Annotated in this window: 12 protein-coding genes; 5 read left to right on the forward strand and 7 right to left on the reverse strand. The window is 43.8% G+C overall.

Features of this window, described 5'->3' with window-relative positions; translation table 11 throughout:
* Window positions 1-46 precede the first annotated feature (46 nt).
* Entirely contained in the window at window positions 47-1063 is a 1017-nt protein-coding gene (locus K1Y79_RS23770) for a GntR family transcriptional regulator (RefSeq protein ID WP_220252688.1), read from the forward strand.
* A 61-nt stretch (window positions 1064-1124) separates the two neighbouring features.
* Here the strand turns inward: K1Y79_RS23770 and K1Y79_RS23775 are convergent, their stop codons facing one another.
* Complete coding sequence (locus K1Y79_RS23775) at window positions 1125-2225, reverse strand: hypothetical protein (protein ID WP_220252689.1); 1101 nt, start codon at window positions 2223-2225, stop codon at window positions 1125-1127.
* Between the two features lie 797 nt (window positions 2226-3022).
* Between K1Y79_RS23775 and K1Y79_RS23780 the strand changes: the two genes are divergently transcribed.
* The 4 genes from K1Y79_RS23780 (at window position 3023) to K1Y79_RS23795 (ending at window position 6485) form a co-directional block, all read left to right on the forward strand.
* Window positions 3023-3400 carry a hypothetical protein gene (locus tag K1Y79_RS23780; RefSeq protein WP_220252690.1) on the forward strand — a complete coding sequence of 126 codons (378 nt, stop codon included), beginning with the start codon at window positions 3023-3025 and terminating at the stop codon, window positions 3398-3400.
* A 286-nt stretch (window positions 3401-3686) separates the two neighbouring features.
* The gene (locus K1Y79_RS23785) at window positions 3687-4505 is read left to right on the forward strand and encodes an MbnP family protein (protein WP_220252691.1); all 819 of its coding nucleotides are present in this window, start codon (window positions 3687-3689) and stop codon (window positions 4503-4505) included.
* Window positions 4506-4516: 11 nt separating this feature from the next.
* Window positions 4517-5551 (forward strand): cytochrome-c peroxidase, encoded by a 1035-nt coding sequence (locus K1Y79_RS23790; protein ID WP_220252692.1) that lies wholly within the window; start codon window positions 4517-4519, stop codon window positions 5549-5551.
* A gap of 10 nt (window positions 5552-5561) precedes the next feature.
* Complete coding sequence (locus K1Y79_RS23795; protein WP_220252693.1) at window positions 5562-6485, forward strand: transporter; 924 nt, start codon at window positions 5562-5564, stop codon at window positions 6483-6485.
* 109 nt (window positions 6486-6594) lie between these two features.
* Here the strand turns inward: K1Y79_RS23795 and K1Y79_RS23800 are convergent, their stop codons facing one another.
* The 6 genes from K1Y79_RS23800 to K1Y79_RS23825 all read right to left on the reverse strand — a co-directional run bounded on the left by K1Y79_RS23800 (window position 6595) and on the right by K1Y79_RS23825 (window position 17599).
* Complete coding sequence (locus K1Y79_RS23800; protein WP_220252694.1) at window positions 6595-9150, reverse strand: glycosyl hydrolase 115 family protein; 2556 nt, start codon at window positions 9148-9150, stop codon at window positions 6595-6597.
* Between the two features lie 642 nt (window positions 9151-9792).
* Window positions 9793-11256: a DUF3526 domain-containing protein gene (locus K1Y79_RS23805; protein ID WP_220252695.1), complete on the reverse strand. Its 1464-nt coding sequence runs from the start codon at window positions 11254-11256 to the stop codon at window positions 9793-9795.
* Window positions 11257-11272: 16 nt separating this feature from the next.
* Window positions 11273-12664: an ABC transporter permease subunit gene (locus K1Y79_RS23810; protein ID WP_220252696.1), complete on the reverse strand. Its 1392-nt coding sequence runs from the start codon at window positions 12662-12664 to the stop codon at window positions 11273-11275.
* On the reverse strand, window positions 12664-13371 hold the full coding sequence (locus K1Y79_RS23815) for an ABC transporter ATP-binding protein (RefSeq protein ID WP_220252697.1): 708 nt from the start codon (window positions 13369-13371) through the stop codon (window positions 12664-12666). Before K1Y79_RS23815 ends, K1Y79_RS23810 begins: the two co-directional genes overlap by 1 nt.
* 18 nt (window positions 13372-13389) lie before the next feature.
* Window positions 13390-15759, reverse strand: a complete 2370-nt coding sequence (locus K1Y79_RS23820) for a TonB-dependent siderophore receptor (protein WP_220252698.1) — start codon at window positions 15757-15759, stop codon at window positions 13390-13392.
* A gap of 64 nt (window positions 15760-15823) precedes the next feature.
* On the reverse strand, window positions 15824-17599 hold the full coding sequence (locus K1Y79_RS23825) for a PAS domain-containing protein (protein WP_317197502.1): 1776 nt from the start codon (window positions 17597-17599) through the stop codon (window positions 15824-15826).
* Window positions 17600-17652 lie beyond the last annotated feature (53 nt).

Here is a 17652-nt window from a genome sequence, read left to right on the forward strand (position 1 = left end):
GCTGAAACTTCTTTCCCGTTTGCAGATTCTTTGTTATTTTCCCGGAATGAAAGGCTTGCAAATAGATACCAGCAGCAAAATTCCCGTTTACATGCAGATTGCGGATTCCATAATGGCCGCTGTGCGCGATGGTATATTGACCCGTGACCAACAGATTCCTTCTATCAATGAACTGAGTGAACAATACCTGCTCTCCAGGGGCACCGTAGAGAAAGCCTACAAAGAACTGAGAGACAAAAAGGTGATCATTTCTGTGAAAGGTAAAGGCTATTTTATCAACCGTACGGACGTAGCCATTCCTTTACGCATCCTGCTGCTTTTCAACAAGATCAGCAATTATAAAAAACAGGTGTACAACGCATTTGTGAAAACATTGGGAGAAGATGTATTTGTAGATCTGCATATACATCACCATAGTGTAGCGCTGTTTGAAAATCTGATCAACAATCACCTGGGGGATTATGATTACTACGTGATTATGCCACATTTCTATGAGCAACCGGAAAAGGTGCTGGAGATACTAAAGAAAATTCCATCGGAACAGCTGATATTGCTGGATAAAGATAAACAGGAACTCAAGGGGCATTATGGCATTATATACCAGAATTTTGAGAAGGACATCTATGAGGCGCTGCATGAAGCGCTGCCTGCGTTAAAGAAGTATAGCAGCCTCGTATTTGTCAATCCTGGCTTCACCCCCTACCCTGCCGAAATCGAAAAGGGATTCAGGTATTTCTGCCGCATGCAGGATTTTAACTTCTCCATCATAGAAGGCATTGAAATGAATACGCCGGTCACCAAAGGACAAGCATACATTATCATAGAAGAAACAGATCTCGTAAATCTTGTGAAGATCTGCAGAAACAAACAGCTGAAGATTGGCAAAGATGTAGGTATTGTTTCGTACAACGAAACATTGCTGAAAGAGATACTATTAGACGGTATCACCGTCATCTCTACCGACCATGAGCAGATGGGCGCAACCGCTGCCCAGATGATCCTTGACAAGAAGCTGGATCGCCTGAAGAATCCTTTTAAATTGATCCTGCGCAATTCGTTATAAGATTGTTATACAAAATCAGGGAGAAGGAGGCAGCCGATGCGCTCCTCCTTCTCCCTGAAAACTACTCCATGACCAGCGTAAAGTCTGCCGTCAAAGTAATACCCACAGTAGTAGTTGCTTCTACTACCAGTTTGTACTCCCCTGCATCAAGTATACTATTTTCAGCTACTGAAATCTTACCAGTAGTTTTATCTACACTGAAGATATCATAACTATCATTGTAAGGTGTGCCTCCTTTGCTGATAGACAATATTCTGAAACTGCCTTTGTATTTCTCAGGATTGAGCACGGGCGCAGGAGATGTGTACCCATTCCAAAGCGCGATCACCACACTGTTCTGCACAATAGTCAGATCATATTCCGGATAATAAGTACCATAGAGGAACTTTGGTTTAGGCATCAGAACAGCGCGAAACTGTTTAGTAGCAACGGTATAGCCATCTTTTGTAAGGATAGCAAACAGGTCGTATGTCCACTCATGCTTTTTTAGCTCGTCACCTGCGTCTTTATCCAGCACAATCTTGTCGCCTTGCAGACTGATACGACTGTCAGGACGGCCATTCTGATGATAAGTTAAAACAGTACCTGCCTGACTTAAACCATTGTAATCGACAGTATAAATTATGTCTTTGTTATCACTGTACAAAGAATAACCATACGGTATAGGATCCGTTGCTGAAAGTTCTTTGATACCCAGGGCAGCAGGTAGTACTTTTAGTTTAACATCAGACCTGACAGCTTTCAGACCAACTGTTGACTCGGCAATGAGGCTAACATAATATACATCCGGCAAGCGGAGGCCACTGGCATCTGAACTATTATTGTTCGGATAGAGCTTGCTGCCGTCTATCCGGATGCGGCTATTTGCAGCATCAACCGTAATTGCCTTTGCCAGCAGTGCCTGCAGAGAGTCTGTATTATTCACTTTCAGATTGGTATTAGCTTTGAAATCCAGCCGGAAGTGTACATAAGGCCTGTTCTTGTATTCATCAGGTAGCGTAAGCGTTAGTATTGTACCGTAGCTCATGGTAACGGAGTCAGGCAATGTAGCAGGCGGCAGGTATCCCATATCGACAATAGGATCTTCCTTACCACAAGCAGCAAAAAGAAAAGCGACAAAGCTCAGCAACAACAGGTTGCGAGCCGACCTGAAAATATTCATAAATGATTTAATAAAGTGTTAGATGTTCATGGTTCCGTGCACTGAACCGGTGGCGAAGATAAGTACTCGCTATATATTTTGCAACAAAGATGCATTTATTTAATTTATGTTATCATTTTGGGGCTGCGAAGAAACGGTTTAGCGAGGTGGCGTGACGCCAACGTATCGTCTGATTAGCGAGTGGTTATTGCTTGTTGCTATGAGATGTATGTTTTTAGTTTCCGGCAGGCTGACTAAGGGAGGTCTTTATAGGCTTAATGGTAGCCGGCGTTATCGGACCGTGATTACAATATAAACTGACTATCATCTTCCATACACCGTTATCAGGTAGCCAGATAATGGTAAATGTAGCCAGACCGTCAAGAGATTCCCGGGTACCTTGTTGGATGACATAGAAGGCATATTCTCAGATTAACATGCCTGCATATGACTGGTTATTTTTCCCGGGCGGATATAATTTTAAATATGCATCTTTGCCGGGTAAGATGGTGCCGCTTTATAAGTTATAGGCAGGACGTTGTTACAAGTGACACGTTCCATAGTATATAAAAACAACAGCATCAATGATATTTTAATAGTTCAGCCGACTATTTACTGCTGACACAACTATTTTTACACCAATATAAAGTGAACGAAAAGACAACCGGGTATTCCTGCCTGGTTATAACTTCTGCATAGGTATACCTATCCGGATGATTATGTTATCTGATGACGTGCGTCTGAAAATAAATGGTAATACTAGCTTTATTTGGATTTAATGTATAGCTTTGCAAACTCATTCCATTCCTTCATTACCCATGCGGAAACAACTCATCACATTCCTATTGACACTGATCTGGTTAAGCCAGCTCTCAGGACGTTATCTGGTGATGTTTGAGTTCTATCTGAATCAGGAGTTCATCGCAAAGAATCTTTGCATCAACAGGGATAAACCACAGGTACAATGTAATGGTAAATGTCAGCTGAAAAAGCAGCTTGCCAAAGAGAATAAACGTGAGCAGGAAAATCCCGAACAACGCGCTGAGCTGAAAGCTGAAATCTTCTATCCATCTGTCACCGAATGTCTGGTACCTGTAGCCTATTACACAAGTGTTCCAGCAACTTATAACATACCTACCACTATAGGTGTTCCTATAGATCAGGCATCTGCCATATTCCAGCCACCGTGCGTATAGCGCGCTTCACATAGCTTATTCTGCTGTTTTCTTTCTGACAGGGCATGCCCTGAAAATTATTTCTATGTCCATCATATACGAGCTGCACGCTGCCTAACAAGTAAGCGTAAGCATCGCATATTAACTGCTGTACAGTCCTACAGCAGTCGGGACACTTATTGCCTCTAAATATTACGTAGAGAACATAGGCACGAATAGCCTGTTCATCTACATTGACCGACCACATTTTCTTGAAAAGGAAATGTAGCCGGAACGGAGATTCCTTTACTATTTAAATACTCTTTTTATGAAAACATTTAATCACCTATTCTTCCTGGCATTTATCACCATAATAGGCCTCAACGCATGTTCTAAAGATGATACACCCCCTGCTCCTGACGGTCAGGAGAAAGCAGTATTATCTATTCAGTTTGACAACATTGTTGGTGATAAAAATCTGCAATTGAATACGGGCGTCTACAAAAACGCAGCTGGTGAAGAATTTAAGATATCACTGCTACGCTACTTTATCAGTAATATCAGCGTTAAAAATAGTACTGGAAGTGAGTATGTGATACCACAGGATAGTTCCTACTTCATTGTTGCAGAAAGCGATCCTGCATCTCAATTCATTAAAGTGAACGTACCTGCCGGAGACTACCATTCACTCAGCTTTACACTGGGCGTTGACAGCCTACGCAGCACGATGGATATCAGCAAGCGCACAGGAGTACTGGATCCGTCGGGGGGCATGGAAGACGGCATGTACTGGGGCTGGAATAGCGGATACATCTTCTTTAAAATGGAAGGTATATCTAGTGTTGCACCATTAGATCCCAGCGGACAAAACAAGTTCCGTTACCATATCGGAGGCTTTGGCGGGTATAGCGCTCCTACGCTCAACAACATCAGGAAGATAACAATCGATCTGACAGCAGGAGGAATAGCGAAGGTCAGGTCAGACAGGCAGGCTAATATCCACCTCATGACAGACATTCTGAAGCTGTTTAACGGCGCTACGACAGTTAGTATAGCAGCTAATCCGACAGTCATGTTCAGCGATTTCAGCGTGTTGGTTGCGGACAATTACGTGAACATGTTCCGGCATGATCATACCGAAAACTAAGAACAGGACATATGCATAGAATACATTGGATCATTGTTATTGTTTTCGGATTGTTTCTCATAGCCTGTAGCAGGGCATCGGAGATAGCCGCGTTCACCGGTTTCAGTAAACCACCTCATTTTCCGGCAGCCGCTTACAGGCTGGAAAACAACCTTATTACCCAAGAAGGCTTTGAATTGGGCAGGAAACTATTTTATGAACCCAGACTTTCCAGGAATAATACCGTTTCCTGCGGATTCTGCCACTTGCAGGCATCTGCATTCACCCATCATGGGCATGATGTCAGCCACGGTATAGACGACAGGCTGGGTAGTCGTAACTCCCCTCCTATCATGAACCTGGCATGGAACACAACTTTTATGTGGGATGGTGGGGTATTCGATCTTGATCTGCAACCTGTAGTACCTATTACCAATCCGGTTGAAATGGATGAAACAGTAGAGAATGTGCTCATCAAACTGCGTAATACAGCGCCTTATCCGGAAATGTTCAGAAAAGCATTTGGAACTACGGAGATAACGACCGCCCGGATGATGAAAGCCCTGTCTCAGTTTATGGTGATGCTGGTAACCGACCAGTCAAAGTACGACAGCGTCACTCGCGGACAGGCAACATTTACTGAGCAGGAACAGAGAGGCTACACCCTCTATAGTCAGAAATGCAGTAGCTGTCACCGGGAGCCGTTATTTACAGATCAGTCCTTCCGTAATAATGGCATTGGAGCAGGCCCTAATAACGACCAGGGTCGGTATGATGCCACGTTAAGACCGGAAGACAGGTATAAGTTTAAAGTGCCTAGTCTGCGGAACCTGGCATATACCGCACCTTACATGCATGACGGCAGGTTATATACGCTTAGCGGTGTACTGAAACATTATAAGGAAGAAGTACAGCCATCTGCTACACTTGACCCCTTGCTGAATAATAATGGTAGGTTAGGAATACCGCTTACCGAAGCAGAACAGGAATTGCTGCTGGCGTTTCTGAATACTTTGAATGACAGAATATTCGTGACAGACAAACGCTTCTCTGAAGAAGCACAATAAATATTACAGGATGAAAAAAATCTTCATTGCTATCATCTGCCTGATAACCATGACCGGGCAAACACATGCGTGTGATATCTGCGGATGTGGTGTAGGCAGTTATTATATTGGGATTCTGCCGGAATTTAGGAAGCGGTTTGCAGGGATAAGATATCAGTATAAGACGTTACGCTCTCACCTTGGACCAGGAGGTACCACCTCTTATCTGACCACAGATGAGACCTATCAGACAGCCGAACTCTGGGGAGGATGGAATATTGGTAAACGTTTCCGCATTCTTGGCTTTGTACCGGTTAATTTCAATAGTCGCGTTAACCAGGGCATAAGGCTGAACAAAGCCGGCTTAGGAGACATTGCATTAGTCGGATATTATCAGCTGTTCAATACACAGCATGCCGTTGCAGATAAGCTACTGGTACATTCACTCTGGCTGGGCGGCGGTATTAAAGCGCCTACCGGCAGGTATGAACCTTCCGAAAGAAAGGAGAATGAAGATACGCCTAATAATTTCCAGCTGGGTACAGCGAGTACCGATTTTACGTTCAACGCCATGTATGATATACGATTGATGGATGCAGGCATTAATGCGAATCTGGCTTACAAGATGAACACCAGCAACCAATATGCATATCGCTATGGGAACAAGTTTACCGCTAACCTGCTGGCATATTACAAGTTCAGGGTTGCGGAAAAACTAACAGCCGCACCTAATGCAGGTATCCTTTATGAACAGGCGGCAAAAGACAAGGAAAGTAATAAATACAGCGTAGATGTCTCAGGGGGATATTCACTGATAGCTACCTGTGGGGCGGAAGTCAGCGCAGGCATCATCTCAGCAGGGGTTAACTACCAGCCGGTTTTATCGCAGGAGCTGGCCGGTATGCGTGTAAAGGCGGGCAACAGGGCAATGGTGCATGTAACATACTTATTCTGATTCCCCGAAATGTAACAATCAGACGAAGCAGGCGCTATACATCGCTATGGAGGTGACTCCGTAGCGGCAGACTGGCGTCTGCTCACGTTATTTATTGACAGATGGTCAATTACCTTGGGGTAATAATCAGGCGATTCAGCGCAAGACCGGTATCCAGCAGGTACACCCTGATAATAGCAGTACCTGAGTAGGTAATTGTCACAGGCGCTGTTGCTTCAGCATATCCCCTCAATACATTTACCTGCCACAGCCGGTCTTCCTCCTGGTGATTAATATCTGCAAATATGGGAGGCTGCCCATTAATAGTAATAGCCATACCCAGGCGTCGTCCTGCATGAATGGCCTGAGTAGGCAGACATTGAAGAGATACGATGTGCGCACCGGCGCTCAGGGATACCCGGTACTCCGTATATGGTGCGTCTTGATAGGATGCTTCGCTGAATGATTGTCCGGTGAATGGATAGCGGGATACACTTGCGCCCCCGACACCCAGTCCAGGCATCCTTTTGATACTATCACCCGGCAGATGCCTGCAAGCAATATAGGAAGTGGCCTCCTTTAGCTGAACAGCTGCCGTGTCCGGGGTATGAATAAATGTACCAGGAATACTGTCGATGTATTTGCGGAAGTTCTTGGGAACCGTAGTTGTATCCGGACCTCCTGCCACAGGGGGCATGTTGAATACCGGAAGCTTACGGGGTGCAGCACTCATTATACCATTCCATTTGCCATTTTCCAGATTGTGATTGTAATAATCAGTGAGAATCTGAATGCTGTCAAAGGCATTTACAGCTTTACGGGAATAATATTGTGCTTCCTGAACATTTTTCATCTGTTCTTTTTCCAGACTGATACGGGCATATAACTCCTTCTGATTCATATAAGCGGCTCCTTTCACCGGATATTCCACCAGCTGAAAGAAAGCGCTCTGTAAGCGTACGGGCAGACGTCTTTTAATCTGTTCAACGTCGTAGATCAATAGTGTATATGCCCTCAGTCGTTCCTCCCTGGCTATGGGATCAAATTGCAGCATACGCATATGTTCAGGTTTACCATGCTGCGCCAGCAGGTAGTACCGATCCTTGATACCTGCGATTGCAGCTGCCTGTTCTTCTCCGAATATTTCGGCTGCCCAGCTATAGCTATACTTTGCCGCTTGCATTGGCGACCATTTCCCGACGTTCCAGGCAAGATCCATGAAAAACTGGGTTTCCATTTCATTGGGTTTAATATCGCCCACATTGACCACCCAGAACCTGTCAGCGCCAAAATGAAAGGCTTTGGTCATCTCGTAGGAGATCAAAGCAGGTGAATGAGTACTCAGCCATAGGTAGTCATGTGGCGCGCCCCAATAGGAGATATGGTAATAAATGCCACTTGCACCACTACGTCGCTGCTCCTGTGGCGTAGACAATTGTCTGATATAACCAAAATTATCGTCGGGCCATACAATTGTCACATCTTCCGGCAGCTTCAGTCCTGCCTGGTAAAGGTCCAGCACTTCCTTATAAGGGCAAAAGATCTGTTGGCGGGCAGTAGCATCGCCGAACTGTTCTCTCAGCATATCGCGCTGGTCAGCTATAATCTCATTCATAAGTGTAATCTTGCCTGCTTTGTCTTTCGGACCGGGAAGTCCGCTGTCATGAATACCACGCATCCCAACAGTATAAATAGCCGCGTATTTCCCGGAAGCCTGTACCCTATCCTTCCAGTAACGATAAATCCTCGACTTATTGGTATCGTACCGCCATTCTCCCGGGCTAACGCCGTATTCCTTTTCAAAGTTTACCTTCCATTCAAAAGGGTTACTGCGCAACATGGGTTCACAATGGTTAGAACTGACAATGATACTATACTGGTCTGCCAATTTAGGATTGTCTGGGTAGTGGTAAAAGGCTTTGGTACATTCATGCATAGCGGGCCAGATAAAATTGGCGCGCAGGCGTAATAACAACTCAAAGATCCGCTCGTAAGTAACAGGACCAATGTCTTTGATTACAGTATCCATCCGGGTAGCCGCCCAGGGCTGCAGCCCCCAGTCTTCATCATTGAGGAATATGCCCCTGTATTTAACGGCAGGACTTCCTACAGTTAATGTACCATTACTGACGTATAGGGCCCTGCGACGTTCGGGATGAATGTCTGCCCACCAATGGAACGGTACAACACCTATCATTTTGGAGAGTTCAAATACACCGTAGGCCGTGCCTCTAGGATCACTGCCGGTAATGACGAGCGCCTGTTGTACACCCGGGAAAGGATTCTTAACGATTGTCAGCAGATAAGATTCCCATTTACCCCTGATTGCTTCAATGGACAGTTTCCCGGCCTGGACTAATTTGCCAATAAGTTGACTTTGTCCCAGTGTACCAATAATGACGCACTGCGCGCGAACTACTCCTGTGGTATCAATTTCCGGACTGGAACCAGTTACCAGTTGTATATCCTGTTTCAATGCGGTGGCTGCTAACTGAACTACGGGAGCATCCTGTGAATCTGTGATTATAGCAGCAGTCTTCTTGTTTATTACTAATGGGAATGCGTTAGGAGTACTGTTCTCGCTAACTGACATGGGTATAACCGGATGTTGTGCCAGCAACTGAGGTACTGAAAAGAAAATTATAAAAAATGTCAGGAATAACCATATTGGTGTGTAAGCTTTCATACGTGGAAGTTGGGTTGAAAGACGGGTAACTGTCCGTGGGCATGCTATGGTTAACACCAGCATTAGCACCTCGGCTGAAGTAGAAATTATTCTATAAATATGGAGGAACTGTCCTATTGTATCCTATAAAAAGAACAGCCGGCTTCCTGACTGGAAGCCGGCTGCTGTGGTGATAGGGTTGATATTATTGCAACTTTGTGCTCTGACATCTTACAGGTCTACATTTTTTCTTACGACGGTTCCAGTACTTTTCAGCAGGAACATCACAGGAATAGCTTTGACACTGTAGGCATTGACCAGGTCTTTACTATCAAGCAAACCATGCCATGGAAATTTCTATGTATCGTTAGCCTTCTTCCAGTCAGCAGCGCTTTTGTCAATAGATACGCTGATGATTTCGATATCGTTACCATTCATCGCTTCGATAATTTACTGCGCAGAATACACGAACCCTTTGTAGTACATATTGTACAAATTAGCGGAAGCGGCATCATTTCACGATTGGAAAAGAAGTATCAATTCTTATTCTTTATAATAATGGTTGATTGGCAAATACTGACCAAATTCCTTCTGTACCGACAATCCAGGAATAAACTGGCATGGAAAGTAACCGCCCGGCAGGACTGTCTTGGCGGTTACTTATTATTTCACGATGGCAAGCAGACGCTTATATGCTGTCAATAGTAACACTACAGTAACACCTATATATGTGAGTACCAGCGCCGGAATATCTGTCCAGCCATAATCTGCATACACTTTAGGATTGAATCTGGGTATTGCATCTACATCTTTCAGGGTAAAAGACCTGAATGTTGACTCTTCTGCCATCTTAGGAAAATAAAAACGTTGCGTCTCTCTCCTGAATGTATCCACGTCAATGCTAAACTTGTTAAACTGCCGCCAATGTGTACCTGCAAATGCTGAAAGCTGTTCCTGGAGCAACAACGCTGGACTAAGTAACTGTAACCGCTGAATAGCATTTTGCTGCCGCTCAATTTGTCCATATAGCTTTCGCTCTGCCACAGCTGCCGCTGCATCCTTGATTTCCTGGCTTTTATAAACAATGACGCCATACCCATACACCATACCGGGAGTTACAATAGAGGCCTGCCGGATCATAGTACGTGGATTATTGAAAACTTCTTTAGTTAATGTCTGACCATCCTTCTCAAAATACTGATTCAGTGCATTGCGCTCTTCGGTAACCATCGATATACGACTGGGAATAGGATATATTTTATTGAGACCTATCTGGAGCAGATTTGGAACAATGATTCCCGTGAACAACCATATAAAGATCAGCGTCATTGCGTTTAAAGTAGAGCTGAAGGAGAAGCTATTGATAAACATAGACAAGGCAAACCAGAATGAAAAATACAACGAGACACAGATAACCGTCCACCACCAATTGGTAGTGAAGAAAAAATCTACGCCAACTAATAGTACTAATACCGGCGTAACAATCATCCAGAAAAACATGATGAACAACAGGTACCGGATAGCTATTCGGGCAGTAATCAGCCGTCCTAATGACTGGTTACTTGTCTTTAGCAATACCCAGGTACCCTGTTCTTTCTCCGAGGAAAGCACATTGTAAGTAAAAACAATGATCAACAAAGGAAAGAGATAAACTACTACGAAGGCAAAGTCGAAGTTTCCTATAAATTGCAAAAAGCTATTTCCAATCTCTCCGTCGTAGGTAAGATATTGCTTACGGGTAATGTTAACTTTGTAATAGAAGGGCTGTAGATCGCTTTGTCCGACAGTAAGTGCCTGAAGAGAAAAGGGTTGCTTTACTGCAAACTGCGGACCTTCATTTCTTGCTGTATTATATGCAAACGTCGGATCATCCCATATAAAGCCCGGATAAATCATGTCCTCCTTCTCAATACGCGTAATTCGCTCCCTCAGACTATCAGTGATCTCTTTGTCGTACGCCTTAATCTGCCGGATGGTGCTGAGTTGCTTCTTATACATGCTACTTCCGATCCATAGGGCAGAGAGCAACATAAAAAATATAATTGAGAACAGGTACACAAGTACCTTGTTCCTCACTAATAATTTTATTTCGTGTTTAACAATCGTTTGCAACATTAATCTGTTCATCTTCTTCTTTATTGAGTCAGACTGTCATCTTACGGTAAGAGAAAATCATAAGGGCAATAGCTGCCAGTGTCCAGCCGAGCATTATAAGCATAGCGGGACCAGCAGCCACTAATCTATGCGTTAATCCAGGCGGCTCATATTGGAATTGCGGGACAGTCTTCCAAAATTCATTGGTAGCCTCAACATGTTTCTGGTAATATTCATCTACGATTACACCGATTTTACGCCTGTGCTGTTCTGCTTTCTCAGAGAAATCATTATGGGTTTCCATATCTGTGGCTGTCACATGCATCGAAAAATCACGGAAAGCAAGGAATGGAGACAACATGGCAACACTTCTAACTAATCCATTCTGTCGCGCTTGATTCTGGTCAACTGCACTATAGGCCCTGTCCATTACCTTCCCATCCGACTCTTCAAAAAATTCAATCGTTATAGGGATAAAGTAAACCGGCAACTGCTGGATACTATCTACGTGATATTCAGCCAAGGTCCTTTCAAGCAACTTTTCCCTTCTATAATCCTTGGTCCCTTCGTCACCTACACCATACTGCATTTCATTAAATGTGACATGGTCAAATTTTACAGAAGTGATGGCAGGATATACATGTTTGGAAATCTCCCCCGCCAGCCTCGGAAGAAGGAAAACCCCCATTAGCCAAAAACCGGCCAATATCACCAATGAGAGTGTACTGCTTCTTGTCAATAAAGAAACAGATACAGCAATACTGGTCAGGATTACCGAAAACAGGCAAAGTCCTGACAAGTAAATAAGATAGCTTCCCATTACCTTTTCCAGATTAGCGCTAGTAGCAATCAATACTGTTGAAGACAAGAATAAAATTATACCGATCAGCATAGATACTACGCAGAGGCATGCCAGCAACTTGCCCATATAGATATCCCGACGTCCAACCTTTGATCCCAGCAGCAGTTTAATAGTCCCATTTTCCCACTCCTTAGAAAAGATGTTGTGACAAATCAAGAATATAAATAATGGAAAGATGAATTGAATTAAATAACCGATATTTAGAAATCCGAAACTTTTCAGGCTGGTCGCATCAGTTACTTCTCTGAATTTGATAATGCCCCTCTTATGAGGTTCCAGGTAAAAGGAGCTACCTGTATAATCTTCGATACCATTATCTATCATGGCCAGATCTGCCGTTGGCTTATAAGCATAGAAGCCAAAATGCGCACCAAGATGAGGATTTTTATTACCCTGAGATATAAATTGTTTATAGGTAACTTCCTGAGATTCCTTCAGTAAACTGCTATGGGAAGTGTAATAGGTATAGCCGTTGTAAACGGACAGGGCAATCAGTACCAGCAGACCGGCAAACAGCCAGGCAATCCTGGATGTTCTGAAGATCTCTTTCAATTCTTTTTTTACTACGATCCCTATCATTAGATGACTTCTTTTACAACATCAATATATAATTTGGTCAGGTCAGCGTCTGACACTTCATTGGCCGTCATCTCATGCCGCAGTCTACCCTTATGCATAATACCGATACGGTTACCAAGATTTTTAGCCATTAAGAGATCATGGGTCGCCATCAGTGTAGACACACCCTGTTCACTTAACCTGGTAATGATCTGTGAAAATTCATTACTGGCATGTGGGTCCAATCCTGAGGTTGGCTCATCAAGAAACAAAGCTTTTGCTTTTTTCACTAGTGCTATTGCAATACCGACTTTCTGACGCATCCCCTTGGAATAGGAGGATACCCTATTGTCCAGAGCACTGCTTTGCAGACCAGCAGTCTGCATATAAGACTGTAACTGTTGCTTTGTATGCCGGAAACCGGATAATGCACTGAAGTATTCGAGATTTTCCATACCACTCAGCGTAGGATACAGGTTAACGATCTCCGGAATATAGGCGACCATATTTCTTGTAGCTGCATTATTCACCGAGACTTCCTGCCCGTCAATCAATGCACGGCCGTCACTGGCAGGTATAAATCCAAGAAAGATATTAATGGTTGTTGATTTCCCCGCCCCATTAGAACCCAGCAGGCAGTATACCTCTCCTGCTTTGATCTCAAGATTGAGCCTATCTAACGCAATGTGTTCCCCGTATTGTTTCGTTAAATTTTCTGCTTTTAACATATTCGGATGGGTGTTTTATCAGAAGTTATAGCTAAGTGCAAGTCTACCGTTGATTGATGCCTGTGGTACCCAATAATAAAGTCCACCTCTAAACCATGGTGTGGCAATCAGGTGTTTGTTCAGGAGGTTATTTACAAGCACGTTTATGTTAATCTTATTGCACTTCCAGCCTATTCCAGCGTCTAAGCGGAAAAAGTCAGGTGTTATCTGCTGATTCGCAGTCGCATAACGTTCTCCTCTGCCACCCTGGAACTGGTACCCCAGGGAGAAAGAGAATGTGTTTTCCTCTTCTAATGGCAGTTCATAATTAAGCCATGTATTTTGTACATGTTTCACATACATTGGTGTGGGTGTACCTATCAGGAGCTTATTGATATCACGTTCAATGGTAGCGTCATTATATGCATAATTGATGACTACATTCAGGTGGCGGAATAACTGGCCGGTAATATCTATATCAAATCCTTGAGCGCGTGTTTCTCCTACCTGTATACGGTACTGGCTATTATCAGGGTCGGCAGACATGATACCGGTACGATGGATTTTATAAAATGCCAATGTACTGTTCCACCTTCCTGCCATCCAGTTTTTCTTAAACCCTATCTCATAATTCCGGCCCTTCAAAGGCTGAATAACAGTACCGCTACTTGTGATACCTGCCTGAGGTACAATAGTTTTATCATGTAATGCATACACAGTAAAAGCAGGCAGGATGCTATAGCTTATACCAAGCCGAGGCGTAAAGACCTTATCCGCGGAACTTGTTGTAAGTCCGGAAATGATGTTATCAGTACAAATGCCAGTAAATCGTCCGCCAAACGTAAGCCTTAGCTTATCTTTAAATGCAGACAGTTCATCCAGAACGTACAGAGAATAATAAGCAATTTCCTGCCTTGTATTTCCATTACGAATACCCCCTGGGGTATGGTATCTGGGTATCAGGGTACCGTATTGAGGAGCCTGGATATCGAGCGGATAATAGGTGGGCTGAGCGTTCCCATATCCATCCAAGTAAGTGTCATATGAGATGTAACTATCAGCAAGGAACTTCTTCTGGTTGACATCTATACCTGCCAATAACTGGTGTTTGACAGAACCAGTATGAAATTTACCATTGATGAAGGCCTGTTCTGAAAAGACCACCGCCCTGTCGAGATCGTATTTAGGATTACGCAGCAAAATATGCGGATCAGCAGTATTCACACCAGTTACCCACATATAAATACCTTCTTTATCATTACGCATCATCGCGCCTCTTACAGTAACCTGCCATTGGTCATTGAAGCGGTGTGAAAATGTTAGAAATGCTGTATGGTCCGTGACGTGATAAGGCGGCAAGCTTTTTTCCGTAATAGTAAAATCATTGGGCAACGTACCAAAACCATCAGGTGACATCACAATGGGACTCATCAACCCATAACGAAACTGCTGGAAGTTGTATTCGGCGGTTATGGAAGTACGATCATTAAGCACATACTTCAATACAGGTGCGATCAGAAACCTTCGATTAAAATCATATTTGACAAATGAGTTGGTAGCCATGCCCATTATATTCATGCAGTATTGAAGCCTTTTCTTTTTATCCAATACGCCACTCAGATCAGCTGCAACTCTGTAAAAATCCCAGTTACCCAGCATGACATCTACAGACTGACGTTTAATGCCTGTAGGCTGTTTGGTTACAACGTTAAACGTACCTGCGGGATCACCGATATTACTCATGAACAGGGATGGACCTTTTATAAACTCAACGCGATCAATAATGGCAACATCTTCAGGTACAGGCCCTCTGTAAATAGGTGTCAGGTCAATACCATTGCGGAGTGAAGATATTTGCCCGCCACGCATGAACATATAAGGCCCGAGATTATTTGACACCTCTTGCCTAACCACACCACTAACATTTCGGGATATACCTTCTGTCATATTAAAGGCTGCCTGGTCACGAATTACTTCCTGACTAATCTCCTGGATATGCTGGGAAAGGTTAATTAGCGGCGTTTGTAGCCTTAAAGCACTTGAAACAGTATTTAAGCTGTATTGTTTGTAATACTTGGAAGTGACATTAAATTCATTCAGAATCTGAGGCCCTACTGGCTCCAGGAGGATTGATAGAATGCTGTCTTCAATTGGGACTTGCTGACTTTTATAGCCAACACATGATATGTATATTAATTTGGGAAACTGATAGATCAAAAGATTAAAAGCGCCCACCGAATCGGTCTTCGTACCCAGGGACGTACCTGGAATAGTGACCGATGCCTTACTTACGGGTTGGTTACTCCCAGCTTCAGTAATAACTCCTTTTAGCAGGATCTGTCCTATGACCGGCTGGATAAGGAAAAATAAAAAAATGGTGGCAAAAAATAACAGTCTTATTGCAGGCATTATCGCTTCTGGTTGAACAAGAAGGCGCGAAGATAGCAAAAACAACAAAATTACACTCTAGCAGTTAGTTATCTCTATTCTCAGTAATAGCCTGGCTCTTTTCTATGACCTTTCTGATGATGTCATCAAGTTCTGTAGCCGACACCAGCAAATAAGAGAGCAAAGTAGTCTTAGTATCTGCATCAATTCCATTATCGACAAGTAGTTCTACAAGTCCAAGTATTCGCGCTAAAGGAGCTCGTACAAGATGGGCCTGTGTCCAGGTTATTTCTGCAAGCTTTTCGTTATGTTCTTCAATTTCCTGAATATAACGCATACGTTCTGCCTCTGCTAGCATACGTGGAGTAACATCGCGTGAATTAGCAATAATGCCCCGGATAGTTTCATCTTCCCGCATATCCGTCACTACTGTTTCCACCCAACGGATGTTTCCAGAACTATCTATAATACGGAAAGGATCTACTTCTACACGTTTTTCATTACCTAATTTGGAGAAGGCACCAATTACCCGATCCAGATCCTCCTGGTGAATAGATGCAAATGCATCTGTGCCCAATAACTGCTCTGCACGAATCCCCAACGCATGTTCTCCTGCCGGACTGATATATTTGATTTTCATCTCATCATCCAGTACTGCGATTAAATCAGAACCTTCCTGTATCAATCTGCGGAAACGTCTTTCGCTGTTCGCTAAAGCCTCCCGTGACTTGATCTTTTCCGTAACATCCACTGCGGCAACTACTCGTGCTTCCCTGTTTCCATAGTTGATGGAATTACCGGTGACATTCATAATCATCGTCTCACCAGACTTCTTCACATGCCTGACCAGTGCTGAATGTCCTTTATTAGGAACAACGTTAGTCTGCATCAGTATAGCAAACTCCTTTCTATCTTCCGGCCGCCTGATATCAGCAAGCGTCATAGCCAGAAACTCCTCCTTGCTATAACCATACAAATTCACAGCTGCTTCGTTAACATCCAGGAATTGATAGCTTTCGAGGTCATATACCCACATCGGCAACGGACTAAGATGGAACAGATCACTATAGCGTCTTTCTGAAGCTTCCAAGGCTGCTGCTGCCTCATGCTGGGCGGTTATATCCCTTAGCGCGCCAATCATTCTGATAGCATTACCGTTGTTATCGCGGATGATATAACCTGTCTCCTCGACATATAGATACCTGCCAAGTGCATGCATAAAACGGTAATGTGCATTCCAGTAATGGCTCCGACAGTCTTTCAAAGTGCGCCGCAGACTCTCTCTTACTGTTGTTACATCCTCTGGGTGCACCATTTTCTTCCAGCTCGTGAGCGGATATTTCCTGCCTGCTAACGAATACCCGAACACACGGCAGAAGCCGTCTGCCCAGTAAATGTGGTCTATATTGATATCCCAGTCATATATCGCCTCATTACTAGCTCTGCTGGCATAATTAAACCTTTCGTTACTTAGACGTAGCTGGCGTTCTGTCTCTTTTGCCTTCTCCCGCTGGGTCACATCGACAGCTGAAATGACGTGCGCATGCTCATGCCAGGAAGGCATGGGTGCAGATGATACCTCGACCAGAATCACCTCTCCAGTGCGGATAATATGCTTGTATATGTTATCATCAGACTCAGTAATATCACCTTCCGCTGCTATTACATCTATAGTAAGAGCGCAAAATTCATCAGCGGAGTATCCATAGCTTTTACACGCAGCTGCATTGGCCGCGAGGATTTGCATATTCTCAATATTATAGACCCACATGGGCACGGGGCTGAAATTGAACAGCTCTGACAGGGCATTCCTTTGTTCCGAACTCATCATAACAATATAACAGGGACCGGTTGCACGCATGCGAATGCCGGACTACAAAATTAACTAATAGTAGCTCACAGATCTCATATTAA

Source organism: Chitinophaga rhizophila, assembly GCF_019492185.1.
Lineage (GTDB): Bacteria > Bacteroidota > Bacteroidia > Chitinophagales > Chitinophagaceae > Chitinophaga > Chitinophaga rhizophila.

Coding starts and splice junctions, on each gene's coding strand:
- K1Y79_RS23770 (WP_220252688.1), top strand. CDS start 47: ATGAAAGGCTTGCAAATAGATACCAGCAGCAAAATTCCCGTTTACATG.
- K1Y79_RS23775 (WP_220252689.1), bottom strand. CDS start 2,225: ATGAATATTTTCAGGTCGGCTCGCAACCTGTTGTTGCTGAGCTTTGTC.
- K1Y79_RS23780 (WP_220252690.1), top strand. CDS start 3,023: ATGCGGAAACAACTCATCACATTCCTATTGACACTGATCTGGTTAAGC.
- K1Y79_RS23785 (WP_220252691.1), top strand. CDS start 3,687: ATGAAAACATTTAATCACCTATTCTTCCTGGCATTTATCACCATAATA.
- K1Y79_RS23790 (WP_220252692.1), top strand. CDS start 4,517: ATGCATAGAATACATTGGATCATTGTTATTGTTTTCGGATTGTTTCTC.
- K1Y79_RS23795 (WP_220252693.1), top strand. CDS start 5,562: ATGAAAAAAATCTTCATTGCTATCATCTGCCTGATAACCATGACCGGG.
- K1Y79_RS23800 (WP_220252694.1), bottom strand. CDS start 9,150: ATGAAAGCTTACACACCAATATGGTTATTCCTGACATTTTTTATAATT.
- K1Y79_RS23805 (WP_220252695.1), bottom strand. CDS start 11,256: ATGAACAGATTAATGTTGCAAACGATTGTTAAACACGAAATAAAATTA.
- K1Y79_RS23810 (WP_220252696.1), bottom strand. CDS start 12,664: ATGATAGGGATCGTAGTAAAAAAAGAATTGAAAGAGATCTTCAGAACA.
- K1Y79_RS23815 (WP_220252697.1), bottom strand. CDS start 13,371: ATGTTAAAAGCAGAAAATTTAACGAAACAATACGGGGAACACATTGCG.
- K1Y79_RS23820 (WP_220252698.1), bottom strand. CDS start 15,759: ATGCCTGCAATAAGACTGTTATTTTTTGCCACCATTTTTTTATTTTTC.
- K1Y79_RS23825 (WP_317197502.1), bottom strand. CDS start 17,599: ATGCGTGCAACCGGTCCCTGTTATATTGTTATGATGAGTTCGGAACAA.